The sequence below is a fragment of the Citrobacter freundii complex sp. CFNIH2 genome (assembly GCF_002880615.1).
Taxonomy (GTDB): Bacteria; Pseudomonadota; Gammaproteobacteria; order Enterobacterales; family Enterobacteriaceae; genus Citrobacter_A; species Citrobacter_A amalonaticus_F.
On the sequence record NZ_CP025757.1, the window covers coordinates 3,780,180 to 3,803,402 of the forward strand.

24 protein-coding genes and 1 pseudogene are annotated in these 23,223 nt (G+C 53.8%); 12 read left to right on the plus strand and 13 right to left on the minus strand.

All coding sequences use genetic code 11. The features are described 5' to 3' along the window. Nucleotides 1–202 precede the first annotated feature (202 nt). A complete protein-coding gene (gene rhaT / locus WM46_RS18550) occupies nt 203–1,237 on the plus strand; it encodes an L-rhamnose/proton symporter RhaT (protein ID WP_061075683.1) in 1,035 nt (344 codons plus the stop codon). On the opposite strand, the gene rhaR is transcribed toward rhaT, so the two are convergent. Together rhaR and rhaS (WM46_RS18560) are read right to left on the minus strand one after the other, a co-directional pair. Then, nucleotides 1,234–2,082 carry an HTH-type transcriptional activator RhaR gene (gene rhaR, locus WM46_RS18555; protein ID WP_061075684.1) on the minus strand — a complete coding sequence of 283 codons (849 nt, stop codon included), beginning with the start codon at nt 2,080–2,082 and terminating at the stop codon, nt 1,234–1,236. The two genes, rhaT and rhaR, sit on opposite strands and share 4 nt — an antisense overlap. Nucleotides 2,083–2,236: 154 nt before the next feature. Next, nucleotides 2,237–3,073: an HTH-type transcriptional activator RhaS gene (gene rhaS / locus WM46_RS18560; RefSeq protein WP_102602998.1), complete on the minus strand. Its 837-nt coding sequence runs from the start codon at nt 3,071–3,073 to the stop codon at nt 2,237–2,239. Nucleotides 3,074–3,373: 300 nt separating this feature from the next. On the opposite strand from rhaS (WM46_RS18560), the gene rhaB reads away from it, so the two are divergent. From rhaB to rhaM, 9 genes are all read left to right on the plus strand, one after another. Then, nucleotides 3,374–4,843: a rhamnulokinase gene (gene rhaB / locus WM46_RS18565; protein ID WP_061075686.1), complete on the plus strand. Its 1,470-nt coding sequence runs from the start codon at nt 3,374–3,376 to the stop codon at nt 4,841–4,843. Then, a complete protein-coding gene (gene rhaA / locus WM46_RS18570; protein WP_102602999.1) occupies nt 4,840–6,099 on the plus strand; it encodes an L-rhamnose isomerase in 1,260 nt (419 codons plus the stop codon). Before rhaB ends, rhaA begins: the two co-directional genes overlap by 4 nt. 110 nt (nt 6,100–6,209) lie before the next feature. After that, on the plus strand, nt 6,210–7,037 hold the full coding sequence (gene rhaD / locus WM46_RS18575; protein WP_102603000.1) for a rhamnulose-1-phosphate aldolase: 828 nt from the start codon (nt 6,210–6,212) through the stop codon (nt 7,035–7,037). Nucleotides 7,038–7,136: 99 nt separating this feature from the next. After that, nucleotides 7,137–8,123: a rhamnose ABC transporter substrate-binding protein gene (gene rhaS, locus WM46_RS18580; RefSeq protein WP_102603001.1), complete on the plus strand. Its 987-nt coding sequence runs from the start codon at nt 7,137–7,139 to the stop codon at nt 8,121–8,123. Between the two features lie 119 nt (nt 8,124–8,242). Continuing rightward, on the plus strand, nt 8,243–9,748 hold the full coding sequence (locus tag WM46_RS18585; RefSeq protein ID WP_102603002.1) for a sugar ABC transporter ATP-binding protein: 1,506 nt from the start codon (nt 8,243–8,245) through the stop codon (nt 9,746–9,748). Next, nucleotides 9,748–10,752 carry an ABC transporter permease gene (locus tag WM46_RS18590; RefSeq protein ID WP_102603003.1) on the plus strand — a complete coding sequence of 335 codons (1,005 nt, stop codon included), beginning with the start codon at nt 9,748–9,750 and terminating at the stop codon, nt 10,750–10,752. The genes WM46_RS18585 and WM46_RS18590 overlap by 1 nt, the downstream gene beginning before the upstream one ends. Then, nucleotides 10,749–11,753 (plus strand): ABC transporter permease, encoded by a 1,005-nt coding sequence (locus tag WM46_RS18595; RefSeq protein ID WP_102603004.1) that lies wholly within the window; start codon nt 10,749–10,751, stop codon nt 11,751–11,753. Before WM46_RS18590 ends, WM46_RS18595 begins: the two co-directional genes overlap by 4 nt. A 60-nt stretch (nt 11,754–11,813) precedes the next feature. After that, nucleotides 11,814–12,962 carry a lactaldehyde reductase gene (fucO, locus tag WM46_RS18600; protein ID WP_061075692.1) on the plus strand — a complete coding sequence of 383 codons (1,149 nt, stop codon included), beginning with the start codon at nt 11,814–11,816 and terminating at the stop codon, nt 12,960–12,962. Then, on the plus strand, nt 12,959–13,273 hold the full coding sequence (gene rhaM / locus WM46_RS18605; RefSeq protein WP_102603005.1) for an L-rhamnose mutarotase: 315 nt from the start codon (nt 12,959–12,961) through the stop codon (nt 13,271–13,273). The genes fucO and rhaM overlap by 4 nt, the downstream gene beginning before the upstream one ends. Nucleotides 13,274–13,315: 42 nt before the next feature. Here rhaM and WM46_RS18610 read toward each other — a convergent pair whose 3' ends face one another. Continuing rightward, nucleotides 13,316–14,707 carry a carbohydrate porin gene (locus WM46_RS18610; protein WP_102603006.1) on the minus strand — a complete coding sequence of 464 codons (1,392 nt, stop codon included), beginning with the start codon at nt 14,705–14,707 and terminating at the stop codon, nt 13,316–13,318. Between the two features lie 339 nt (nt 14,708–15,046). Next, nucleotides 15,047–15,592 (minus strand): annotated as a pseudogene (locus tag WM46_RS18615) (helix-turn-helix domain-containing protein); the annotation flags it as partial. 98 nt (nt 15,593–15,690) lie between these two features. Between WM46_RS18615 and WM46_RS18620 the strand changes: the two are divergent. Then, the gene (locus WM46_RS18620; RefSeq protein WP_042998885.1) at nt 15,691–16,350 is read left to right on the plus strand and encodes an AzlC family ABC transporter permease; all 660 of its coding nucleotides are present in this window, start codon (nt 15,691–15,693) and stop codon (nt 16,348–16,350) included. Then, on the plus strand, nt 16,350–16,673 hold the full coding sequence (locus tag WM46_RS18625; RefSeq protein WP_061075695.1) for an AzlD domain-containing protein: 324 nt from the start codon (nt 16,350–16,352) through the stop codon (nt 16,671–16,673). Before WM46_RS18620 ends, WM46_RS18625 begins: the two co-directional genes overlap by 1 nt. 46 nt (nt 16,674–16,719) lie before the next feature. Here WM46_RS18625 and WM46_RS18630 read toward each other — a convergent pair whose 3' ends face one another. The 9 genes from WM46_RS18630 to fdhD form a co-directional block, all read right to left on the minus strand. Then, entirely contained in the window at nt 16,720–17,280 is a 561-nt protein-coding gene (locus WM46_RS18630) for an AAA family ATPase (protein ID WP_102603007.1), read from the minus strand. Beyond that, on the minus strand, nt 17,277–17,714 hold the full coding sequence (locus WM46_RS18635) for a PTS sugar transporter subunit IIA (protein WP_061075698.1): 438 nt from the start codon (nt 17,712–17,714) through the stop codon (nt 17,277–17,279). The genes WM46_RS18630 and WM46_RS18635 overlap by 4 nt, the downstream gene beginning before the upstream one ends. Before the next feature lie 32 nt (nt 17,715–17,746). Further along, a complete protein-coding gene (locus WM46_RS18640; protein ID WP_042998881.1) occupies nt 17,747–18,016 on the minus strand; it encodes a hypothetical protein in 270 nt (89 codons plus the stop codon). Between the two features lie 59 nt (nt 18,017–18,075). After that, nucleotides 18,076–18,918 carry a ketose-bisphosphate aldolase gene (locus WM46_RS18645; RefSeq protein WP_102603008.1) on the minus strand — a complete coding sequence of 281 codons (843 nt, stop codon included), beginning with the start codon at nt 18,916–18,918 and terminating at the stop codon, nt 18,076–18,078. After that, on the minus strand, nt 18,905–20,272 hold the full coding sequence (locus WM46_RS18650; RefSeq protein ID WP_102603009.1) for a PTS sugar transporter subunit IIC: 1,368 nt from the start codon (nt 20,270–20,272) through the stop codon (nt 18,905–18,907). The genes WM46_RS18645 and WM46_RS18650 overlap by 14 nt, the downstream gene beginning before the upstream one ends. Next, nucleotides 20,265–20,579, minus strand: a complete 315-nt coding sequence (locus tag WM46_RS18655) for a PTS sugar transporter subunit IIB (protein WP_042325486.1) — start codon at nt 20,577–20,579, stop codon at nt 20,265–20,267. Before WM46_RS18655 ends, WM46_RS18650 begins: the two co-directional genes overlap by 8 nt. A gap of 11 nt (nt 20,580–20,590) precedes the next feature. After that, a complete protein-coding gene (locus tag WM46_RS18660; protein WP_061075702.1) occupies nt 20,591–21,571 on the minus strand; it encodes a 6-phosphofructokinase in 981 nt (326 codons plus the stop codon). 401 nt (nt 21,572–21,972) lie between these two features. Continuing rightward, nucleotides 21,973–22,185, minus strand: coding sequence for a DUF1471 domain-containing protein (locus WM46_RS18670; protein WP_042998873.1), 213 nt, complete (start codon nt 22,183–22,185; stop codon nt 21,973–21,975). Nucleotides 22,186–22,313: 128 nt separating this feature from the next. Further along, a complete protein-coding gene (gene fdhD / locus WM46_RS18675) occupies nt 22,314–23,150 on the minus strand; it encodes a formate dehydrogenase accessory sulfurtransferase FdhD (RefSeq protein ID WP_102603010.1) in 837 nt (278 codons plus the stop codon). Between the last annotated feature and the right edge of the window lie 73 nt (nt 23,151–23,223).

The window sequence follows — 23,223 nt, forward strand, 5'->3', positions numbered from 1 at the left end:
ATGATTATCAATGCCGTACTTTTACTAAGGTTATTACATTAGCGTCTATTGCTGATTATGTGAGCCATATCACCCACTTAACCGGGTCTTTGCCAGAAAGGGAAAATCGCGGCAATCGGCAAAAGGTTATACATCTGCGCAATTTTTAAACTCATGACGTCGGAAGGGTAGAAACGACGATAAAAACAATGAGGATGATGTGATGAGTAACGCGATTACGATGGGTATTTTTTGGCATTTGATAGGTGCGGCCAGTGCAGCCTGTTTCTATGCCCCGTTCAAACAAGTGAAACAGTGGTCATGGGAAACCATGTGGTCGGTCGGCGGGATTGTCTCCTGGCTGATCCTTCCGTGGACCATCAGCGCCATGCTGCTGCCCGACTTCTGGGCCTACTACCGTTCGTTCAGCCTCTCCACTCTGCTTCCGGTGTTTCTGTTCGGCGCAATGTGGGGCATCGGCAATATCAACTACGGTCTGACCATGCGCTACCTCGGCATGTCGATGGGGATTGGCATTGCCATTGGCATCACGCTGATTGTCGGTACGCTGATGACTCCTATCATCAACGGCAATTTTGATGTGTTGATTAACACCGAAGGCGGGCGTATGACGCTGCTCGGGGTGTTGGTTGCGCTGATTGGCGTCGGGATCGTCACCCGCGCGGGCCAGCTCAAAGAGCGCAAAATGGGCATCAAAGCCGAAGATTTCAACCTGAAAAAAGGGCTGCTGCTGGCGGTAATGTGCGGCATTTTCTCCGCAGGCATGTCATTTGCGATGAACGCCGCGAAGCCGATGCATGAAGCCGCCGCGGCGCTGGGTGTCGACCCGCTGTATGTCGCCCTGCCAAGCTACGTGGTGATCATGGGCGGCGGCGCGCTGGTCAACCTGGGCTTCTGTTTTATTCGTCTGGCAAAAGTGAAGAACCTGTCGGTAAAAGCCGACTTCTCACTGGCAAAATCGCTTATCATCACCAACGTGCTGTTGTCCGCGCTGGGTGGCCTGATGTGGTATTTGCAGTTCTTTTTCTACGCCTGGGGCCACGCGCGCATTCCGGCGCAATATGACTACATCAGTTGGATGCTGCACATGAGTTTCTACGTGCTGTGCGGCGGTATCGTCGGTCTGGTACTGAAAGAGTGGAACAACGCCGGACGTCGTCCTGTCAGCGTCCTGAGTCTGGGATGCGTGGTGATCATCATCGCCGCCAACATTGTCGGTCTGGGTATGGCAAGCTAATCCGTTGAATTACTGAGATGACGCCACTGACTGGGCGTCATCCCGGTTTCCCGCGTAAACACCACAGAAAAGTAGTTACTGTCTTCAAACCCACACTTCATCGAAATCTCACCGATCATCAGACGGCTGTGCTGAAGCAAATATTGCGCATGACAGACACGGACCTGGCGCTGATACTGGTTAATTGTCATTCCGGTCTGGCTACGAAACTGCTGGCGCAGCACGCGTTCACTGCACGCTTCCCGATCGCAGAAGGCATCCAGCGCAAACGGACGTTCCAGACTGGCGGCCAGCGCGGTAATCAGTTTATCCAGCAGCGTTTCGCTGGAGGTCGCCGGCAGCGTGTCGGTCGCATAGCGATGACGCTTCAACGTCATCACCAGTTGGCCAAAGAGCAGCTCCGCCATGTCGTTGGCGATCGGATCATGCTGGTTACTTTCATGCTCAAGCTGGCTTATCACCTGGCGCGCCTGCGTCATACCGACACTACCCAGTCGCCAGTGCGGTTGCCGCGGCGTACCGTTAAAACCCGGGATCGCGTTCTCCCAGCCCAGATTCAGCTTTAGCCGCTCCGGGCAATAGATAATGTTCTGTAACACGAGGTCGTTAACGGAGGTGTAGGAGTGCTTGTCTTCAGCGCGAATATAGAATAGATCGCCACGGGTAATGCGATAGGGACGGTCGTTGAGCACATGCAGGCCATTACCGCGCCAGACGATCACCAGCTCACAAAAATCATGCGTATGTTCGGCAAACACATCCTGCGGATAGCGATCGGCGACAGCGACGGCCTGTCCGGCATTCGCAAAGAAGTCGTCTTTTAGAAGAATCAGTTGATTCACCACCTGAATATTCCTTGCCGGATGACGGCTTCGCCTTACCCGGCCCGCAAATTACGTCAACACCCAGGCCGGATAAGACGCCACCGCGTCGCCATCCGGCATCACAGATTGATGATTATTAACATTCTGGCGGTGAAAAACGTTGATAGCATTCGCGTTACTGAAGTAACGCATCTCGTCCCTGGCGGATGTCACGCGGCGACCAGTCAAATTCACGGCGAAACAGGGTCGAAAAGTGGTTACTGTCGCCAAAACCACAGCGATAGGCGATTTCTGTAACGCTTTCATCGCTATGACGCAACAGATGGCGGGCTTTGATTAAGCGCAGACGGTTGAGATAGCGCTGCGGCGTCAGCCCGGTCTGTTGTTTCAACTGGCGGTGCAGCGTGCGCAGAGAAAGCGAGAAGCGATCGGCCAACGCCTCCCAGCAGACCTCCTCCGCAAAATGATCTTCCAGCCAGGCCATCAAATGGTTCAGGCGCGCATCGTTATTTTCCGCCCCTTCCATCAGGCTACTTTTGCGTAACAGCACCAGCAGTTGCATAAACAGAATTTCGCGATTGGCCACGCCGGGGAGATCGCTCTCATCGCCGTCCTGTTCCATTTTTGCCACCAGCTGGCGCACCTGTTGTAGCGCACTCTGATTCACCCGCCAGTGGGAGGGATACACGCCATCCTGTTCCTGCGGCAGTAACTGATCCAACCCGGCCAGAAAGCGGAACGCATCGGGCGAACGGTAGAGCACATTGGTCAGACAAAGATTGTCCGTATGCTCATACAAGTGTCGGTCATGATCGCGGACAAAGCAGACCGTACCGCCGCTGATGGTATAGGGCTGTCCATTGAACACATGAATACCGGTGCCATGTTCCACAATCACAATCTCATGAAAATCATGATGATGTTCTGGAAAAGCGGACTGGGGTAGCCGGGGCTCAATGGCCACAGGCGCTTTACCTGATGGAAAAAAATCCACGCAGTGCAGTACGGTCATGATGGCATCCAGGTCAAATGAACATGTCAGAAATAGTAATTAAGGGTTAGCCACCTCACCTTAAATTTTTGACATAAAACCGTGCAAACAGGGTCAATTTTTCAAGAAAAGACGGGAAAGATCCGGAAATGCGGACGGCGTCACATCAGGGGAAATCGCGCTTATTACCGGAAACTGTGAACGTTATCACGTTCACCTTTGCTTTCTTGCCAGCGGCCAATTTTGCCTGTCAGTAACAAGAAGGTGAGCCATGACGAGGTTTTCTAGACTGGGCCTAATGAAACTCAGAAGGACCTCACTATGACTTTTCGCCATTGTGTCGCTGTCGATCTTGGCGCCTCCAGCGGACGCGTAATGCTGGCGCGCTATGACAGTGAACATCGCACCCTGACGCTGCGTGAAATCCATCGCTTCGTCAACTGTCTGCAAAAGCAGGACGGTTTCGACACCTGGGATCTCGACAGTCTCGAAGACGCCATCCGCCTGGGGCTGGAAAAAGTCTGCGATGAAGGTATCCGCATTGACAGTATCGGTATTGATACCTGGGGTGTGGACTATGTCCTGATCGATAAACAAGGCCAGCGCGTCGGGCTGCCGGTTTCCTACCGTGACAGCCGTACCACGGGCGTGATGCAACGCGCACAGGAACAGCTCGGTAAATGCGCCATTTATCAACGCAGCGGGATCCAGTTTCTGCCGTTCAACACGCTCTACCAGCTGCGTGCGCTGGTTGAACAAAAGCCGGAGTGGGTTTCACAGGTCGCACATGCCCTGCTGATCCCCGACTACTTCAGCTTCCGTCTGACCGGGGAGTTGAACTGGGAATACACCAACGCCACCACCACGCAACTGGTAAACATCAACAGTGATGACTGGGATGAGACGCTGCTGGCGTGGACGGGAGCGGACAACGCCTGGTTTGGTCACCCGACGCATCCGGGCAACGTGATTGGTTACTGGATTTGCCCGCAGAAGAATCAGATCCCCGTAGTGGCCGTCGCCAGTCACGACACCGCCAGCGCGGTGATCGCCTCGCCGCTGGCTGATAAACACAGCGCGTATCTCTCATCCGGCACCTGGTCGTTAATGGGCTTTGAAAGCAGAACGCCTTACACCAACGACGCCGCGCTGGCTGCGAACATCACCAATGAAGGCGGCGCGGAAGGGCGTTATCGGGTACTGAAAAATATCATGGGTCTGTGGCTGCTACAGCGCGTGCTGAAAGAGCGTCAGGTGGATGACCTGTCCGCGCTGATTGCCGCAACGCACGCATTGCCCGCCTGCCGTTTTCTGATCAACCCGAATGACGATCGCTTTATCAACCCCGCCAACATGAGCGCTGAAATTCAGGCCGCCTGTCGCGAGTCCGGACAGCCGGTGCCTGATAGCGACGCGGAACTGGCGCGCTGTATTTTCGACAGCCTCGCACTGCTGTACGCCGATGTTCTGCAGGAACTGGCGACACTGCGCGGCGAATCGTTCAGCCAACTGCACATTGTCGGTGGTGGCTGCCAGAACGCCCTGCTGAACCAACTGTGCGCCGATGCCTGCGGTATTCGCGTCATGGCGGGGCCTGTTGAAGCGTCTACGCTCGGCAACATCGGTATCCAGTTGATGACGCTGGATGAACTCAACAACGTCGATGACTTCCGCCAGGTGGTCACCGCCAATTACAACCTGACCACGTTTACCCCCAATCCTGACAGTGAGATTGCCCGCTATGTGACGCAATTTCATTCAAAACGACAGACAAAGGAGCTTTGCGCATGACCACTCAACTGGAACAAGCCTGGGAACTGGCGAAACAACGCTTCGCCGCAGTAGGTATTGATGTCGAGGAGGCACTGCGCCAGCTCGATCGTCTGCCGGTCTCAATGCACTGCTGGCAGGGCGATGATGTTGCCGGTTTCGAAAACCCGGAAGGATCGCTCACCGGCGGTATTCAGGCCACCGGTAACTACCCGGGTAAAGCGCGTAATGCCCATGAGCTACGCGCCGATCTGGAGCAGGCGCTCAGCCTGATCCCAGGTCCTAAACGCCTGAACCTGCACGCCATCTATCTGGAATCCGATACCCCGGTCGCCCGTGACAAAATCAAACCGGAACACTTTAAAAACTGGGTGGAGTGGGCAAAAGCGCATCAACTCGGTCTGGATTTCAACCCGTCCTGCTTCTCGCATCCGCTGAGCGCTGACGGCTTCACGCTGGCACATGCCGACGACACTATCCGCCAGTTCTGGATCGACCACTGCAAGGCCAGCCGCCGCGTATCCGCATACTTTGGCGAGCAACTGGGCACGCCGTCAGTGATGAATATCTGGATCCCGGACGGCATGAAAGATGTCACCGTGGACCGCCTGGCTCCGCGTCAGCGTCTGATGGACGCGCTTGACGAAGTCATCAGCGAAAAACTGAACCCGGCGCATCATATCGACGCCGTTGAAAGCAAACTCTTTGGCATCGGCGCAGAAAGCTACACCGTCGGTTCCAACGAGTTCTACATGGGATATGCCACCAGCCGCCAGACCGCGCTGTGCCTTGATGCGGGCCACTTCCATCCGACAGAAGTGATCTCCGACAAAATCTCCGCCGCCATGCTGTATGTGCCGCGTCTGCTGCTGCACGTGAGCCGCCCGGTGCGTTGGGATAGCGACCACGTGGTGCTGCTGGATGATGAAACCCAGGCGATTGCCAGCGAGATCGTACGCCACAACCTGTTCGATCGCGTCCACATCGGTCTCGACTTCTTCGACGCCTCCATCAACCGCATCGCGGCATGGGTCATCGGCACCCGCAATATGAAAAAAGCGCTGCTGCGCGCCCTGCTGGAGCCAACCGAACATCTGCGCCAACTGGAGACCAACGGCGATTACACCGCACGTCTGGCGCTGCTGGAAGAGCAGAAATGTCTGCCGTGGCAGGCGGTATGGGAGATGTATTGCCAGCGCCATGACACGCCCGCCGGCAGTCAGTGGCTGGAGAGCGTGCGCGCCTATGAGAAAGAGATTTTGAGCAAACGCGGTTAACACATCATTGCCGGATGGCGCTGCGCTTATCCGGCCTACTGACACACTCAACATCGTAAGCCCGATAAGCGCAGCGACATCGGGCATTGACTAAGACAGGTAGATCTTTTATGCAAAATATTCTCGACGCCTGGTTTGTCCAGGGGATGATTAAAGCCACCTCCGACGCCTGGCTGAAAGGCTGGGACGAGCGCAACGGCGGCAACCTGACGCTGCGTCTCGATGACGCGGATATTGCCCCTTTCAGCGCCGATTTCCATCCAACGCCACGCTACATTGCCCTGAGCCAGCCAATGCCGCTGTTGGCGAACACGCCGTTTATCGTGACCGGCTCCGGTAAATTCTTCCGCAACGTACAGCTCGATCCCGCCGCCAATTTAGGCATCGTGAAAGTGGACAGCGACGGAGCGGGATACCACATTCTATGGGGGCTGACGAACGAGGCGGTGCCTACCTCTGAGTTGCCGGCACACTTCCTGTCACACTGTGAACGCATCCAGACCACGCAAGGTAAAGATCGCGTGATCATGCACTGCCACGCCACCAACCTGATCGCCCTGACCTATGTGCTGGAAAACAGCACCGCGCTTTTTACCCGCAAATTATGGGAAGGCAGTACCGAGTGTCTGGTGGTCTTCCCGGATGGCGTGGGCATTCTGCCATGGATGGTGCCGGGCACCGATGAAATCGGCCAGGCCACCGCGCAGGAAATGCAGAAACATTCGCTGGTGCTGTGGCCGTTCCACGGCGTATTCGGCAGCGGCCCGACGCTGGATGAGGCGTTTGGACTGATCGATACCGCCGAGAAGTCCGCCGAAGTGTTAGTCAAAGTGCTGTCGATGGGCGGTATGAAGCAAACCATCAGCCGCGAGGAACTGATCGCGCTGGGTAAACGCTTTGGCGTCACCCCGCTCGCCAGTGCATTAGAACTGTATTGATAACAACATCGCGCCCCGCTCACTGAGACGGGGCGAACTCTGTCACCTGCAAATCCAAACCATTCCCTATGGGAATCAACATGATGTGGAGTAAAAGCAATGAATATAAAGACAAGCTTGATCCTCACCGTTGCCGCTCTGGCGTTGTCCGGTTCCGCTTTAGCTGAAGTAAAAATCGCCCTGGTGGCGAAATCGTTAGGTAATGGATTTTTCGAAGCGGCAAACGTCGGCGCCCAGGAAGCGGCTAAAGAGATCGGTGATGTCAAAGTGATCTACACCGGTCCCACCACAACTACCGCTGAAGCGCAGATCGAAGTATTAAATGGGCTGATCGCCCAGGGCGTCGATGCGATCGCCATCTCTGCCAACGATCCCGATGCCGTTGTGCCCGTCCTGAAGAAAGCGATGCAGCGCGGAATCAAAGTGGTGTCATGGGATTCCGGCGTCGCGCCTGCGGGACGGCAGATCCACCTTAACCCGTCAAATAACGCCCTGATTGGCGAAACCAACGTCAAACTCGCCGCCGATGCGCTGAAGGCATTGAACGTGGAGAAAGGCGATGTGGCGATCCTGAGCGCCACGCCAACGTCGACCAACCAGAATATCTGGATTGCGGAGATGAAAAAGGTGCTTGCGCAGTATCCGTCTATCAACCTGGTGACTGTGGCCTATGGCGACGATCTCTCAGACAAGAGCTACCGCGAAGCGGTAGGACTGCTCAAATCTTACCCGGACCTGAAAGTGATCGTCTCCCCATCTTCCGTCGGTATTGTCGCCGCGGCACAGGCGGTGAAGGATCAGGGCAAAATTGGCAAAGTGTATGTGACCGGCCTCGGACTGCCGTCTGAAATGGCGGGCGCGGTGAAGTCAGGCGCGTCGAAAAGTTTTGCGATCTGGAATCCTATCGATCTGGGCTATGCCGCGACGTATCTGGCGGACGATCTGGTCAAAGGCACCGCCAGCAAAACCGAAGCCAATATGGGGAAACTGGGCAAAGTGCAACTGGATGCCGACGGCAATGGCGCGATGGCTGAACCATTTGTTTACGATGCCAGCAACATTGATAAGTTCTCAAAAATCTTCTGATCCCAGGGTCACGCCGCCGGATGACGTTGTGCTTATCCGGCCGGCGAGTACCGAAACGTTTTGTAGGCCGGATAAGCGTTAGCGCCATCCGGCAACGCTACATGAAGAGGAGAACTGACATGTCCACCCCTTTACTACAACTTCATGGGATCACCAAGATATTCCCCGGCGTGCGCGCCCTTGAGAACGTTCAGCTCGATCTCTGGCCAGGCAAAGTGACCGCGCTGGTGGGCGAAAACGGCGCAGGGAAATCCACGCTGGTCAAAGTCATGACCGGCATCTATCAGCCTGAAGAGGGGGAAATCCTCTACAAGGCCATTCCCATTCAACTCCCGAACCCGGAAGCGGCGCATAAAGTCGGCATCACTGCGATTCATCAGGAAACGGTGCTGTTCGATGAACTGTCGGTGACCGAGAATATTTTTGTCGGCCAGTACCTGTACACCGGCCTTTTCAAAAAGCTCGACTGGCCAGAAATGCACCGTCGGGCGCAGGCGATCCTCACCCGCCTGGAAGTGCAGATCGATCCACGCGCCACGCTGAAAACCCTGAGCATCGCCCAGCGCCATATGGTGGCCATTGCCCGCGCGCTCTCCTTTGAGGCCCAGGTGGTGATTCTCGATGAACCGACCGCCGCACTGTCGCAACACGAAATTCTGGAGTTCTATCAAATCGTTGAGCGCCTGAAGCAGGAAGGCAAAGCGATTCTGTTTATCTCCCACAAGTTCGATGAAATCTTTGAGCTGGCGGACCACTACACCATTCTGCGCGACGGCGCATTCGTCAGTTCCGGCGACATCCATGAGATTAGCGAAGAGCGGATGGTCGCCATGATGGTAGGACGCGCGATTACCCAGACCTTCCCGAAAGTGGCCTGCGAGAAAGGTGAGACGGTGCTGGAGGTGAAAGATCTCTGCCATCCCACTGAATTTGCCCACATTGATTTCACCCTGAGAAAAGGGGAGATCCTCGGCTTCTACGGGCTGGTGGGGGCGGGACGGACCGAGTTGATGCAGGCGCTGTCCGGCGTATCCCGGCCTTCTCACGGTGAAATCCGTCTCAACGGACGGGCCATTCATTTTCATCAGCCCGCCGATGCGATTCGTGCCGGTATTGTCTGCGTGCCGGAAGAGCGGCAAAAACAGGGGGCCATCATTGAAATGAGTATCGCCGAGAACATCAGCCTGCCGCAGTTGAGTAAGCTGAATCCGCACGGCGTGCTCAATGCGGCACGAGAGTGGCAACTGGCGGACAGCTATGCTAAACGCCTGCAGGTCAAAGCGTTTAGCTGGCGTCAGGCGGTCGAGACGCTTTCTGGCGGCAATCAGCAAAAGGTGGTGATCGGTAAATGGCTCGCCACCCACCCTGAAGTGATTATTCTCGACGAGCCGACTAAAGGCATCGATATCGGCTCAAAAGCGGCGGTACACCAGTTTATGTCCGAACTGGTGGCGCAAGGGCTGGCGGTGATCATGGTCTCCTCTGAGCTCCCGGAAGTGATGGGCATGGCGGACAGAATTATCGTCATGCACGAAGGGCTGATGGTCGCGCAATACCGCGCCGGAGAAGCCACGGCGGAGGCCATTGTCAGCGCCGCCAGCGGCATCGGTAAGGAGGCCGCATAATGATTCAGCGCCTGCTCAAACATCGCGAAGCCCTGCTGGCAGCAGTCATCCTCCTGATGATCGCCGCCATCGGCAGTCGCGTCCCGTCGTTTGTCTCTCCCGGCAACCTGGCCGAGATCTTCAATGACACCTCGATTCTGATCATCCTCGCGCTCGGGCAAATGATGGTGCTGCTGACCAAAGGTATCGACCTGTCGATGGCCGCTAATCTGGCGCTCACCGGGATGATCGTCGCCCTGCTCAACTTCCAGCATCCTGAGATCCCCGTCTGGGCGTTGATGTTACTGGCAACCGTCTGCGGTCTGGTGATGGGAATGATCAACGGTCTGCTGGTCTGGAAGTTAGGCATTCCGGCGATTGTGGTCACGCTCGGCACCATGAGCATTTATCGCGGCATTATCTTTTTGCTGTCGAATGGCGGCTGGATTAACTCGCATCAGATGAGCGACAGCTTCCTCGCCGTTCCTCGTTTTGCACTGCTTGGCCTGCCGGTACTGAGCTGGTGCGCCATCGCCGCCGTTATCGTGGTGAGCTACTTCCTGCGCTACAGCCGCACAGGGCGGGCGCTGTACACCGCAGGCGGGAATGCCACTGCGGCGTATTACACCGGAATCAACGCCGGGAAAATGCAGTTCGTCAGCTTCTGCCTGTCGGGCGCCCTCGCCGGTTTCTGCGGCTACCTGTGGATTTCCCGATTCGCTGTTGCCTATGTCGATGTAGCTAACGGTTTTGAGTTACAGGTTGTGGCAGCCTGTGTGATTGGGGGTATCAGTACGATGGGAGGAATCGGTCGCGTTCTCGGCTGCCTGTGTGGCGCATTGTTCCTTGGCGTGATCAATAACGCATTGCCCGTCATTGGCATCTCACCCTTCTGGCAGATGGCTATTTCCGGCGCAGTGATCGTGATTGCCGTTCTGCTCAACGAACGCAGCAATAAACACAGAGGCCGCTTAATTCTGCGCAACGCGGCGCTGGCACGGCAAAAACAGGCGGTGAACTCATGAGTAAAGTGATGACGTCTGAAGCGATCGAACGCTCCCCCGACACGCGCGCGGTCTGGCAACGCCTGTTGTGCTGGGAAGGTTTTCTGTTCGCCGTCACCCTGGCGGTGTTTATCGTCAACGCGCTGGCCTCGCCGTACTTCCTCAACATCTGGAATCTCTCCGACGCAACGTTCAACTTCACCGAAAAAGCGATCATCGTGCTGCCAATGGCGATGCTGATTATCGCCCGGGAAATTGATCTCTCGGTGGCGTCAACCCTGGCGCTCAGTTCGACGGCCATGGGGTTCTGCGCGGCAGCGGGAATGGATACGCCCCTGCTGGTCTGCGTCGGGCTGGGAACCGGACTCTTGTGCGGGCTGCTGAACGGCATCCTGGTGACGCGGTTTAACCTCTCATCCATCGTGATCACCATCGGCACCATGAGTTTGTATCGCGGCATAACCTACATTTTACTCGGCGATCAGGCGCTGAATGCTTACCCGGAAAGCTTTGCGTGGTTTGGTCAGGGCTACGTCTGGGGCGCGCTGTCGTTCGAGTTTGCGCTGTTTATCGTGCTGGCGATAGTGTTCACCTTCCTGCTGCACAAAACGAACTTTGGTCGCCGCACCTACGCCATCGGCAATAACCCGGTGGGCGCGTGGTACTCCGGCATTAACGTGAAACGTCACAACCTGATTTTATTCGCTCTGGTCGGACTCATGGCGGGACTGGCCGCCGTGTTGCTCACCTCCAGACTCGGCAGTACGCGTCCCACCATCGCGATGGGCTGGGAGCTGGCCGTGGTGACAATGGCGGTGCTGGGTGGCGTCAATATTCTCGGCGGCTCCGGCAGCATGACCGGCGTCATCATCGCAGCGTTCCTGATGGGGCTGGTGACCTTCGGCCTGAGCCTGCTCAACGTGCCGGGCATCGTGATGTCGATCATTATCGGCGCGATGCTGATCGTGGTGATCTCGCTGCCGATTCTTACCCGCCGAATGATGCAACGACGACGAATCTGAATCCCTCCGGCGACATGGAGTTTTGCCGCCGGAAATATCATCACTTTAAGGAGAAACAACATGAGCTTTATGCTGGCACTTCCGAAAATCAGTCTGCACGGCGCAGGCGCGATTGGCGATATGGTGAACCTCGTTGCAAATAAACAATGGGGAAAAGCGCTGATCGTCACCGACGGTCAACTGGTTAAGCTGGGCCTGCTCGACAGTCTGTTTGCGGCGCTGGATGAGCACAACATGTCGTACCATCTGTTCGATGAGGTGTTCCCGAACCCGACCGAAGCGTTGGTGCAAAAAGGCTACGCGGCTTATCAGGACGCGAACTGTGATTACCTCATCGCCTTTGGCGGCGGCAGCCCGATCGATACCGCTAAAGCCGTGAAAATCCTCACCGCGAACCCGGGACCTTCCACCGCCTACTCCGGCGTGGGGAAAGTAAAAAACCCAGGCGTACCGCTGGTTGCCATCAACACCACTGCCGGAACCGCCGCCGAGATGACCAGTAACGCAGTGATCATCGACTCCGGACGTCAGGTGAAAGAGGTCATCATCGATCCGAACATTATCCCGGATATCGCCGTGGACGATGCCAGCGTGATGCTGGAAATCCCGGCCTCCGTGACGGCAGCAACCGGTATGGATGCGCTGACCCACGCGGTGGAGGCGTATGTTTCTGTTGGCGCGCATCCGCTGACCGACGCCAATGCGCTGGAAGCGATTCGCCTGATTAACCTGTGGCTGCCGAAAGCGGTCGATGAGGGTCACAACCTGGAAGCGCGCGAGCAAATGGCGTTTGGTCAGTATCTGGCGGGGATGGCGTTCAACAGCGCCGGTCTGGGGCTGGTTCACGCCCTGGCGCACCAGCCGGGCGCCACGCATAACCTGCCGCACGGCGTTTGTAACGCCATCCTGCTGCCGATTATCGAAAACTTTAACCGCCCGAACGCGGTAGCGCGTTTTGCCCGCATCGCGCAGGCGATGGGTGTCGATACCCGTGGTATGAGCGATGAAGCAGCAAGTATGGAAGCGATCAACGCCATCCGCGCGCTAAGCAAACGTGTCGGTATTCCGGCAGGTTTCAGCCAGCTTGGCGTCACCAAAGAGGATATCGAAGGCTGGCTGGACAAAGCGCTGGCTGATCCTTGCGCACCGTGTAACCCGCGTACGGCCAGCCGTGACGAAGTGCGCGAGTTGTATCTGGAGGCGTTATGATCCGCAAAGCGTTCGTGATGCAGGTGAATGCCGACGCGCATGAGGAGTATCAGCGTCGTCATAATCCCATCTGGCCGGAGCTGGAAGCCGTGCTGAAAGCGCACGGCGCGCATCATTACGCGATCTATCTCGATGCGCCGCGCAATTTGCTGTTTGCGACTGTAGAGATTGAGTCCGAAGAACGCTGGAACGCCGTTGCCAACACTGACGTTTGTCAGCGCTGGTGGAAGCATATGCGCGACGTCATGCCCGCGAATCCGGATAACAGCCCGGTGAGCGCAGAGCTGAAAGAAGTGTTTTATCTGGAGTAATCGATGAGCCCGGTAGACATCAGCGCTACCGGGCCTTTTCGTTTAGAAATAATATTTAAAGCGAACGCGACCACCATAACGATTATCAGAATCGTCGCCGTTCACATTATCTCCGTCGCTATCCAGAATTGAGTAATATGCGCCAAGGTAAATATTGAAGTTTTGCATATTCATCACGTTAGCGAACTGATACGAAGCGTGAATAGTATGAATGTCATAGGTGCCTTCATTATTAATCCAGCAGCCGTCATCACACACCACCCCTTCAAAGTCATCAATCTTGTTATGCGCGTAGATATAACCTAATTCAAAACGTTTCCACAGCGCGTTCAGGCCGGCGGTAAAATCGTTTTCATTACTGGCATCAAGATAAGCAGTATTCAGGTTTACCACGATGCCATTCTCCGGATCGGTCTTTAAACCATTCCATGTCATCGTCATACCGTAACCGGTACGGTCCGACTGATCGACAAATTTGCCGTTTGAGTTGGTGTAACCATAGGCGTTATTGACGACGTTCGATTCCATCGCGGCAGCGACAGAGAACGCATCCTGCGACCATGAAATAACCGGACGCAAATAGGCAACGTTTTTCTGTTGATCCATTTTCCGACCGTGGAATTCGTCATCGTTATAGAGTGAAGTTCCTTCCTCCAGCAGCGTGTTTAACTCGAAGTACCAGTTATCCACCTGCTTGCTGACGAGGAAGTTGCCGCCGGCATCAGAACGACCGCGGCCTTCTTTCATCATGTAGATATACCCGCTGCCGTCGTCATACAGATCGTTGGCGGTATTCCCCGAATGCTCTACAAAGGTATCCTGATTCAGTGGGAACATGTCGTAGGCTTCGAAGCGTCCCACTTTCACCTTCCAGTCATTTTCTTTACCAAAGAAGAAGACGGCATCATCGATATTCACCGTACCGGACATATCACCCAGCGGTTGGGCGGAGAATCCGGCATAATAACCATCATCCAGCTTACGTGTGCCATCAAAACCCAGCAAAATTCGGCCATTGATATTCCACTGTTCGTTAGTCGGATCATGGTCAACATTGGCATTGGTCATTGCCAGCAGGCCATGATTACTTTCCGCATCCATGTTGAATTCAACATCACCATAGATTTTCAGATCGCCATAACCGGAAAGCAGCAGATTCGGTGTCGCGGCATTCTTTTTTGTCTCCTCAGGAGGGGTCTGGCCGTTAACTGGCGTGTTGCCCTGCGCCGCCTTAATTTCACGGATTTCGGTTGCCTGTTGGGTCTGTAATTGCTGGACCTGGCCTTCCGCCTTCGCCGCCCGATTTTCTGCGGCCTCCAGTCGTGCTTCCAGTTGTTCGAGCCGTTGTTCCAGAGTCATTTTTTGCGTTTTAGCAAAACCATTATTAGCGATTAATAACAGACCTATTGCTAAAGCCAGCGTCGATTTCCTCATTTATTTGCGCTCCTTGAAAATAAATAACGGACAGCGTATTTCTTTTAGAAATACGCAAAATGAATAACAAGATAGTATGTATTATTTTTATATTTAATAACGGCAGCAATTGACGATAATAATCAACTGTTACAGCGCCACAGGCCAGCAATTACTAACATGCAGCTTTCTTTGTGTAAACGCAGAAAGCTTTCAGTTCGTGAGGAATATAACAAAAGGGCTTAAATAAACGAAATATCATAAAAACAATTAAATATGAATTAAGATGAAAAATAATTAGAAGTAATCATTCGGGGGCGCTTTTTGCATACCATAGCGGTGAAATTCCAGGTTCGCTAAACTCTGCTCGGCCACCAGAATCGCCTGGGTATCCGCTTCCAGCGCCTGGAAGATATGCTCCTGATCGGCGGGATAACAAATATAGTCGCCCTCACCTAACACTTCTGGCGCTTCTGTCAGTCCGACCAACGCTTTTCCCTTCGTCACAATAATATGTTCGATCGAGCCTGGTGGATGCGGCTGAGAAATGCGGTCGGCTCCGGGCTGGGTCAACAACAGATAGATATCGCGCCGTGCGCCAGGCGGGCAAGCGGCCAGTAAAATCGCCTGATAGTGCGCCTGTTCGGCCACCACTTTCGTGCCCTCACCGCAACGGATCACCTGCGTTTTTTGCACCTGCGGCTCCAGCAGTCGCGCAAAGGGAATATCCAGCGCCACGCAAAGCGACCAGAGGGTTTCCAGACTAGGATTACCATTCCCCGCTTCCAGTTGGGAAAGCGTCGACTTGGCGATCCCCGCCCGTCGGGCGATTTCTGCCAGCGACAGCCCCGTCCGCTGACGTTCGCGAACCAGACTTTTGGCGATCACGCTGATGGGTTGTGTCATACCCGACTCCATGTTTTTTATATCGAACGAATCGTTCATCTTGTCAAACGCTGATGTTGCGTTCATTATAATGGAAATTCGTTCGATATGGCTAAATCATGGCGCACTTCTTCTCCTGTCTGAAGGCAGATACGATAAAAGCAATCTTTCTGGTCTGCCTGGCGGTAGGCGTAGTAGGGATGTCCTACGGTTCACTGGCGATGGCTTACGGCTTCCCGGTGTGGGTGCCGTTTGTACTCTCTATTTGTGTACTGGCAGGGGCGTCCGAATTTATGTTTATCGGCATTGTCGCCAGCGGCGGGAATCCGTTAGCCGCTGCCGCAGCCGGTTTACTGGTTAACGCCCGCCATGTTCCGTTTGGCGTGACGGTACGCGACCTGGTCGGCACCCGCGCGGCGAGTTTTTTCGGCTGCCATATTATGAACGATGAAAGCGTCGTGTTCGGCCTGTCGCAGAAAACCCCGGAACAGCGCAAAGCCGCCTATTGGCTATGCGGCCTCGGCGTTGCCATTCTGTGGCCGCTGGGGACCCTGCTGGGCACCGTGGTGGGTCAACTGCTGCCAGCCCCCGAAACCATCGGGCTGGACGCCGTGTTCCCGGCTATCCTGCTGGCTCTCGTCGTCCCGGCGTTTAAAAACCGTACCACCCTGATTCGGGGCCTGAGCGGAGCCGCCGTGTCGCTCGCCGCCGTTCCTTTTGCGCCGGTCGGACTGCCGGTGCTGCTCTCCCTGCTGGGCTTACTGACGAGGAAAAAATAATGGGCAACATGACGCTGTTTATCGTCGGTATCGCTCTTTTATCGGCAGGCACCTATTTAATGCGCCTCGGCGGCGCAAAGCTGGGCAGTCGCCTGGCGCTTTCTGAACGCGCTCAGGCGCTGTTATCCGACGCCGCCACAGTACTGCTGTTTTCCGTCGCTTTGGCCACCACCTTTTATGAAGGCGAGCACTTTGCTGGCATGGCGCGCGTCCTCGGCGTGGCATTCGCGGTCTTTCTTGCCTGGCGTAAGATGCCATTGATTGTGGTGATCGTCGCCGCAGCCGTGGTGACCGCGCTGCTGCGAATGGTGGGGATACACTAAAAAAGCGCCCGCGGGCGCCCTTGAAGTGGTAACGACAATCTACCGTTCAGGTTTTGTCTGTCTGTTCGCCTATCCAGGCGATAACGGATTCAACATCCAGCGTTTGCTGTTGATCTACTGTAAATACCGGTCCGAGCCGCATTGGCTCAGCGCGTTCTGCCAGTTGCGCCAGCTCGGGTAGATACTCCTCGCCAGGATGACCCGGCTTGCGATCCTGTAAGCGGGTGGCATAGCGCGTCACCGCCAGCTCAGGCGTGATGCGGTTCCACACCTCCAACACCTTCTCAACACCCGCCTGCTGCAATAGCTGTTGCAACGTCTCGCGAGGCTGAAAGCCAAACCAGGCATCAACCAGCCAGACAACGTTCGCCGGAGAGTGGCCGATAATCGACCAGATCACCTCATAGGCCGCACAGCCCAGCTGCCGGTTGAAAGGCCGGTCGATATCCGTAAAGCGCGCCATAAACGGCTCTTTGATCCCATCAATCGTCAGCAGTGGCAGACTGAACGTCTCGGAGAGTTGACGAGTAATCGTACTTTTACCTGAAGCGGGAATCCCGTTAATCAGGATGACTGTTTTACAGTCCGGCGCGAGGTGTCGTTTCATAGCAACGCGACCACCTCTTCCCGGGAACGTGCCGCCCGCAACTTCGCCATGCGTTCATCGTTATCGAGTAAGGCGACGATGGCGCGGATGCCCTCTTCAATATGCGCATTACTGTCCTGTGCGCCAAACATAATGACAATGTCGGCAGCTTCACTGTCGGCAAACTGAATGGGTTTATCCAACAGCACCATGCTAAAACAGTTACGCTTCACGCCGCATTCTGGACGGGCATGGGGGATCGCAACACCTTCATCAAAGACATAATACGCCCCATGACTGAGGGTATTGTCGATAACCGCCTGACTGTATTCCGCTGAAATATACCCTTTTGCGACCAGTGGTCTGGCCGCCAGTTGAATCACCTTCTGCCAGTCGTTTTCCGCGACGCCAACCTGAATCGCATCGGCCTCGACCAGTAATTCTTTTATCGTCATGACGACTCCCTAAGCGCTTAATAAACCCGACGCTAAATATTCCGGCGAATAACATTACGCAACTCATCTATACGCACAAAAAGCGAATCAATATCCTGCCGATGCGTCTGACTTTTGGCATAGACCGACAACGCCCGGTTATAGATCAGCATTAATGCTTTCTGTATTTCACCATTACCTGGGTTGCCCTGCAGTTCACCTTCCAGCCTGGCGATTTCTCCCGCCAGAACACGGGATTGTTCATCATAATCTTCCGGCGGGCGTGTTTCTTTTTTCCATAACGATTTCAAAGATTCAAACATAGCGATCCCCCGCCCTGATGGACAACAGGGCAACAAAACATCATTTATTAATAACGGAGTTATTTAAATAACGCGATCTTTTCCATTAATACCTGGGTTACTGCATTATTTGCCGGAATTAAAAACTTACGGACGCTGTCATTCACCTTGCCTTTCTCAAAGGTGTTTTTACACTGATCAACCCACTGCACGTTCATTTCCGTGCCGACATTCACTTTATTAATCCCTTCGGTGACGGCCAGGCGCATATCGTCGTCACTCACCCCCGTCCCACCGTGTAACACCAGTGGAACACCGGTCGCAGCGCTGATCTCTTGTAGCCGCTGATGTTGAATCTGCGCCTTGCCGGTATACAGGCCGTGCACTGTGCCCACCGACACCGCCAGCATGTCGACCCGCGTTTCATCGACAAAGCGTTTGGCATCTTCTACCGTCGTAAAGCAGATATCTTCTGCCGCCACCGCTTTACCATCCTCTGAGCCACCAATAGCCCCGAGCTCGCCTTCCACCGTAATATTGCGCGGTCTCGCCATCTCCACCACGATGCGGGTATTACCGATATTCTCTTCCAGTTCCAGGTGCGAGCCGTCATACATGACTGAGGAGAATCCGGCATTCATCGCCGTCTCAATGGCGCTGATATCAGAGCAGTGATCCAGATGCAGACAGGTCGGGACATTCTCGCTCTCCGCCAGTGAACGCACCGCATCAACCAGCAGGCGATAACCCAGATATTCTGCCGTCCCGGTTGAAATCTGAATCATTAACGGGCTATTCGTTTTTTGCGCCGCTTTAAAAAACGCAGGCATCATTTCAATACAGTGCAGGTTAAAGGATCCAATCGCTTTGAAATTTCTTTCCTGGCCGATTTTTAGGATCTCGTTGAAGTTATACAGACTCATGAACATTTTCCCCTTTTGGCTTAGCGGATTTACCGTTTACGAACCATGCCAGTGCGGCAACAAAAACAATGAACAACGCGACAAACAGCCAGTTATTCTGGAAGGCGTGGCCTAAAACGAGGCCGGAACTGATGACGTCAGAATCGCTAAACGTGACGCCGGTGAAGCCGTAGGTTTCCAGCATCGGCACCAGAATCGCAGGCAGGAAGGTGATGAACAGACCGTGAACGACGCCGCCGATCATCGCGCCACGACGGCCGCCCAGCGCGTTGCCAAAGACGCCTGCGGTCCCCCCGGCGAAAAAGTTGGTTAGCAGACCCGGCAGGATCATCGCCAGACCAAACATCGGGAACACCAGCATGCCGATGATGGAACCGACAGTGGTCGCCAGGAATCCAACAATCACCGCGTTGGGCGCATAAGGGAACAGAACCGGGCAATCCAGCGCGGGCTTAGCATCGGGAACGATACGCATGGCGATACCACGAAACGCCGGAACCAGTTCGTTGAGCAATAAGCGCACGCCGCTGTAGAGCACGAAGACGCCAGCCACAAACTGAATGGACTGCATGAAGGCATACATCAGGTAGTTCACGCCGCCGGAGAACTGGGCGATATATTCCGGACCCGCCGCCAGCGCCGGAATGAGGTACATCGGCACCATCACTACCGCCATGGCGAGATAGGTATCCTGTAAGAACTTGAAGTTATCGGGTAATTCAAGATCTTCCGTGGAGCGAGATCCTTTACCTACCACTTTGGCCACCGCCGCCTGCACGAGATAGCCGATAGTACAAAAGTGTCCCAGCGCCACATCATCCGAGCCGGTGATGCGTCTGACCACCGGTTGCGCCAGCGCAGGCATCAGTACCGCCATCACGCCGCCAAAAATCCCGCCAGTCAGAATCAACGGCAGTCCGGTGAGCCCCGATTTATAGCCAATGACCGCGCCAATGGTCGCCATCCACAATAAAGCTTGTCCGGTCAGGAAGATGTATTTCAGCGGTGTCAGACGTGCGATGATGATATTGACGGCAAAAATCACCATCAGGGTTAACGCCACTTCTGAGCCCAACTCACGGTTAGCTAACCCGGCAATGGCGGCCACATCGGTAATGTAGCCCTTCATACCAAATCCCTGAGTAAAAATATCGTTCAGGAAGGTCAGTGTGGCGACAATAATATTGATCCCGGCCATCATGATTAAAAAACCGAGCAGCGTTTTAAACGTCCCCTCTGCGGTTTTTCCCGGTGATTTCTTTTGCAGGATCAGTCCGAGCATCGCGATAAACGCGATTAATATCGACGCCTGACCGAGCAAATCCTTAACGATGAATTCAACGAAGCTATTCATAATGAGCTACCTTCAGATTCCGCTCTTTTAAAAACGCGACGATTTTGGCTTCAATTTCGTCTTTGTCCGTGAGCTTATTCAGAACCACGACCCGTTTAATTTCTTCTTCACTGGCATCAGCCGTTAAAATGTCAGCAAAGGTTTTTTGCGTCAGGATCATGTCAGATTTAAACGCCCCTGCTTCAGATACCGTGGTATGTTCGATATGAGCAGGAATTTCCAGTTTCTTTAAAACCGCTTTCGCCGTCATTTCAATAGCAAAACTTGAACCGAGGCCGCAGCCACATACGCAAAGAATTTTCAGCATGTAAGGTCTCCTCAAATAATATTGAGTTGTTTGGCAAGTTTGTAATGATGTCCTTCTGTATCGACCAGACGTTTTTTCATACTTACGAGATCAATCGGAATAGGTTTGTTGCTTTGATTTATAATAATCGCTTTATTTTTCATCCCTGACTGGATGCACCGAACCACTTCGCTCGCCATAATGGTGCCCTGATAAATTTCTTCACAGGTCGGATCGCCATTACGTAAACCGTAACCAACAATCGTTTTACGAATTCGCTCGCCAATACGCGGTTCGAGTTGCTTAATCATGGTGTCAATCGCCCCCTGAAAGCCGGGAGAATATTCTCTGGTGTAGCCTTCTGAGCACAGGATAATCACGCTGTTCTGGACGGTCAGTTTTTGCTTTACCCGTTCCGCCAGGGCGTCAAGCGACATCTGGGATTCCGGAATCAGGGCGATATCCGCATTGCATTTAATCGCGGATTGCAGCGTTAATTCACCACAATATCCTCCCAATAACTCCACCATAAACACGCGACCGGGTAGCGCTCTGCCCGTATTTCGTAAACGAGAAACCTCCTTAATAATCTGTTCGCAGGCGGTCGAAAAACCAATCGTATAATGACTGCCATAAACATCATTATCGATAGTCATCCCCACGCCAAAACAATTAATATCAAATTCGCTCAGGGTATTGAGAAACTGTAAACTGCCGTCGCCGCCCGCCATAATTAGCACATCAATATGCAGCGACTTGAGTTTTCTGGCGATCGTTTCATATTCGCTACGCTGCAACTTACGGGTTGTTCTTCCCGAGGTAATGAGAGGGATTGCCGCGATAGAAAAATCGACCAAATCACGCCATGCAACATCATGGTGATTTTTTTCCAGCAAGCCTGGAATACCACCATTGAATAAGGTAATTTCTGCATCCGCGAGTCTGGCGATCTGGAATATGAAATTATTTATTCCAGAAACATCGCCACCACTAATGACAATACCAATTTTCATTGCGTTTCCTCCGAAGCACCCGTGGAAACATTTTTCCCTGACTTCAAGCCCGTTATTTGCAACGAAGATCACATTATGCCGATAAATTTGTCAGGGAGTAGTATTGACAGCCGCCATAACCAGACGTTTTTTGTGAGATTCTTCACATTTAAAATTAGCGACGGAGTTAACACTTATTTTTTTATTTATTTAGATATCATTGAGTTAATGCAGAGAGGAAAATCCCTTAGCTTCGAACTGTTTTTCCTTTAGCAGACGTATTTTATAAAAAGATAAAAATGTGATTAAGACCCCATTTTTATTTTCTGTTAGTGCCTTTGAAGGGAAAAAGAGGGACGGGAAAGGAATAGCAGAGACAAAAAAAGCGCCTCAAGGGCGCTCTTTCGACAATGAAGATGAACTTATTTCAGCAGTTCCGCCGTCATGTGCACGCGGTTACCGGTGTAAGCCTGAGTGATTTTATAGGAACTTGCACCAGCCTGTTCAGCCTGAGCGGCGATTTTTGCTTCAGCACTTTCCAGAGTAGAACCGGTCGCCGTCACAGACTGAGCAGCGAAAGAACCGAAAGAAGTAGCGAGAGCGATAACTGCGACAAAAGTTTTGATGCTTTTCATGATATAAACCCTTTAACTTAGTTGTTTGAATAAGGCACCGTGCCTTGATGTGATAAATAATAGGCCGTTACTCAGACAACTAAAAGCGGAAGGATTTGCCCATCTTATTCAAATTAATTGAATCAAAATCACTCAGCGATTAAACGTTGCGGATGGGTATAAATGGTCGCCCTGCCTGGCTTACAGAACCCCACCAGCGTCAGATTGCAGCGCTCCGCGACGGCTACCGCCAGCGTGGTGGCGGCAGAAACCGCAAACAGGATCTCAACGCCGCACATTGCAGACTTCTGCACCATCTCATAGCTTGCACGGCTGGAGACCAGCGCTGCTCCCGGCATCCAGCTCTCACCTTCGGCGGCACGGTGCCCCAGCAGTTTATCCAGCGCAACATGTCGACCGACATCTTCATGCCCGCCCGCCAGTTCACCCGATGGCATCACCCACGCCGCAGCATGCGTACACCCGGTGAGCTGCCCCACTGGCTGAAAATCCTTCAGATGCCTTAATGCGTGATCAAGTCTGGCGAGGTTAAAGGTCTGGGTGAACGGCAGCGGCTGCACGGGTTTACCGATGTCATTGAGCTGCTCAACGCCGCACACGCCACAGCCGGTGCGTCCGGCCAACGCGCGACGGCGTTCTTTCAGCCCCATAAAACGGCGACTGGAAAGCTCGATCTGGACTTCGAGACCATTACAGGAGGGCACAACATCCATGCCATAGATCTCGCGCGGGCTGTCAATAATCCCCTCAGACAAGGAAAAACCGACCGCAAAATGTTCCAGATCCTTCGGCGAGGCCATCATGACAACATGAGAAATGCCGTTATAAACCAGTGCCACAGGCACCTCTTCAGCTACCTCATCCGGCTGAGGGTGTTGCAAATCCTCACGCTTCCAAAGGTTAATCTGGCGAGAACTCGTGACATTTATCACATTTTCGACTTCTTTTGGATGTATCTTATTCACTTTCTTTTAACCGTATAAGAACACACGTACCAACATTGTGGTATTCTGTCACAAGCCCCTCCTGGATGGGGGG

Excerpts from the sequence above, each read along its gene's own strand:
- WM46_RS18595 (WP_102603004.1), top strand. The coding sequence starts at position 10,749 with ATGAGTAAAGTGATGACGTCTGAAGCGATCGAACGCTCCCCCGACACG.
- WM46_RS18650 (WP_102603009.1), bottom strand. The coding sequence starts at position 20,272 with ATGAATAGCTTCGTTGAATTCATCGTTAAGGATTTGCTCGGTCAGGCG.
- WM46_RS18625 (WP_061075695.1), top strand. The coding sequence starts at position 16,350 with ATGGGCAACATGACGCTGTTTATCGTCGGTATCGCTCTTTTATCGGCA.
- rhaS (WP_102602998.1), bottom strand. The coding sequence starts at position 3,073 with ATGACCGTACTGCACTGCGTGGATTTTTTTCCATCAGGTAAAGCGCCT.
- WM46_RS18610 (WP_102603006.1), bottom strand. The coding sequence starts at position 14,707 with ATGAGGAAATCGACGCTGGCTTTAGCAATAGGTCTGTTATTAATCGCT.
- rhaM (WP_102603005.1), top strand. The coding sequence starts at position 12,959 with ATGATCCGCAAAGCGTTCGTGATGCAGGTGAATGCCGACGCGCATGAG.
- WM46_RS18620 (WP_042998885.1), top strand. The coding sequence starts at position 15,691 with ATGGCGCACTTCTTCTCCTGTCTGAAGGCAGATACGATAAAAGCAATC.
- WM46_RS18670 (WP_042998873.1), bottom strand. The coding sequence starts at position 22,185 with ATGAAAAGCATCAAAACTTTTGTCGCAGTTATCGCTCTCGCTACTTCT.
- fucO (WP_061075692.1), top strand. The coding sequence starts at position 11,814 with ATGAGCTTTATGCTGGCACTTCCGAAAATCAGTCTGCACGGCGCAGGC.
- WM46_RS18645 (WP_102603008.1), bottom strand. The coding sequence starts at position 18,918 with ATGAGTCTGTATAACTTCAACGAGATCCTAAAAATCGGCCAGGAAAGA.
- WM46_RS18640 (WP_042998881.1), bottom strand. The coding sequence starts at position 18,016 with ATGTTTGAATCTTTGAAATCGTTATGGAAAAAAGAAACACGCCCGCCG.
- WM46_RS18655 (WP_042325486.1), bottom strand. The coding sequence starts at position 20,579 with ATGCTGAAAATTCTTTGCGTATGTGGCTGCGGCCTCGGTTCAAGTTTT.
- rhaA (WP_102602999.1), top strand. The coding sequence starts at position 4,840 with ATGACCACTCAACTGGAACAAGCCTGGGAACTGGCGAAACAACGCTTC.
- rhaD (WP_102603000.1), top strand. The coding sequence starts at position 6,210 with ATGCAAAATATTCTCGACGCCTGGTTTGTCCAGGGGATGATTAAAGCC.
- WM46_RS18635 (WP_061075698.1), bottom strand. The coding sequence starts at position 17,714 with ATGACGATAAAAGAATTACTGGTCGAGGCCGATGCGATTCAGGTTGGC.
- WM46_RS18585 (WP_102603002.1), top strand. The coding sequence starts at position 8,243 with ATGTCCACCCCTTTACTACAACTTCATGGGATCACCAAGATATTCCCC.
- WM46_RS18630 (WP_102603007.1), bottom strand. The coding sequence starts at position 17,280 with ATGAAACGACACCTCGCGCCGGACTGTAAAACAGTCATCCTGATTAAC.
- WM46_RS18660 (WP_061075702.1), bottom strand. The coding sequence starts at position 21,571 with ATGAAAATTGGTATTGTCATTAGTGGTGGCGATGTTTCTGGAATAAAT.
- rhaS (WP_102603001.1), top strand. The coding sequence starts at position 7,137 with ATGAATATAAAGACAAGCTTGATCCTCACCGTTGCCGCTCTGGCGTTG.
- rhaB (WP_061075686.1), top strand. The coding sequence starts at position 3,374 with ATGACTTTTCGCCATTGTGTCGCTGTCGATCTTGGCGCCTCCAGCGGA.
- WM46_RS18590 (WP_102603003.1), top strand. The coding sequence starts at position 9,748 with ATGATTCAGCGCCTGCTCAAACATCGCGAAGCCCTGCTGGCAGCAGTC.
- rhaT (WP_061075683.1), top strand. The coding sequence starts at position 203 with ATGAGTAACGCGATTACGATGGGTATTTTTTGGCATTTGATAGGTGCG.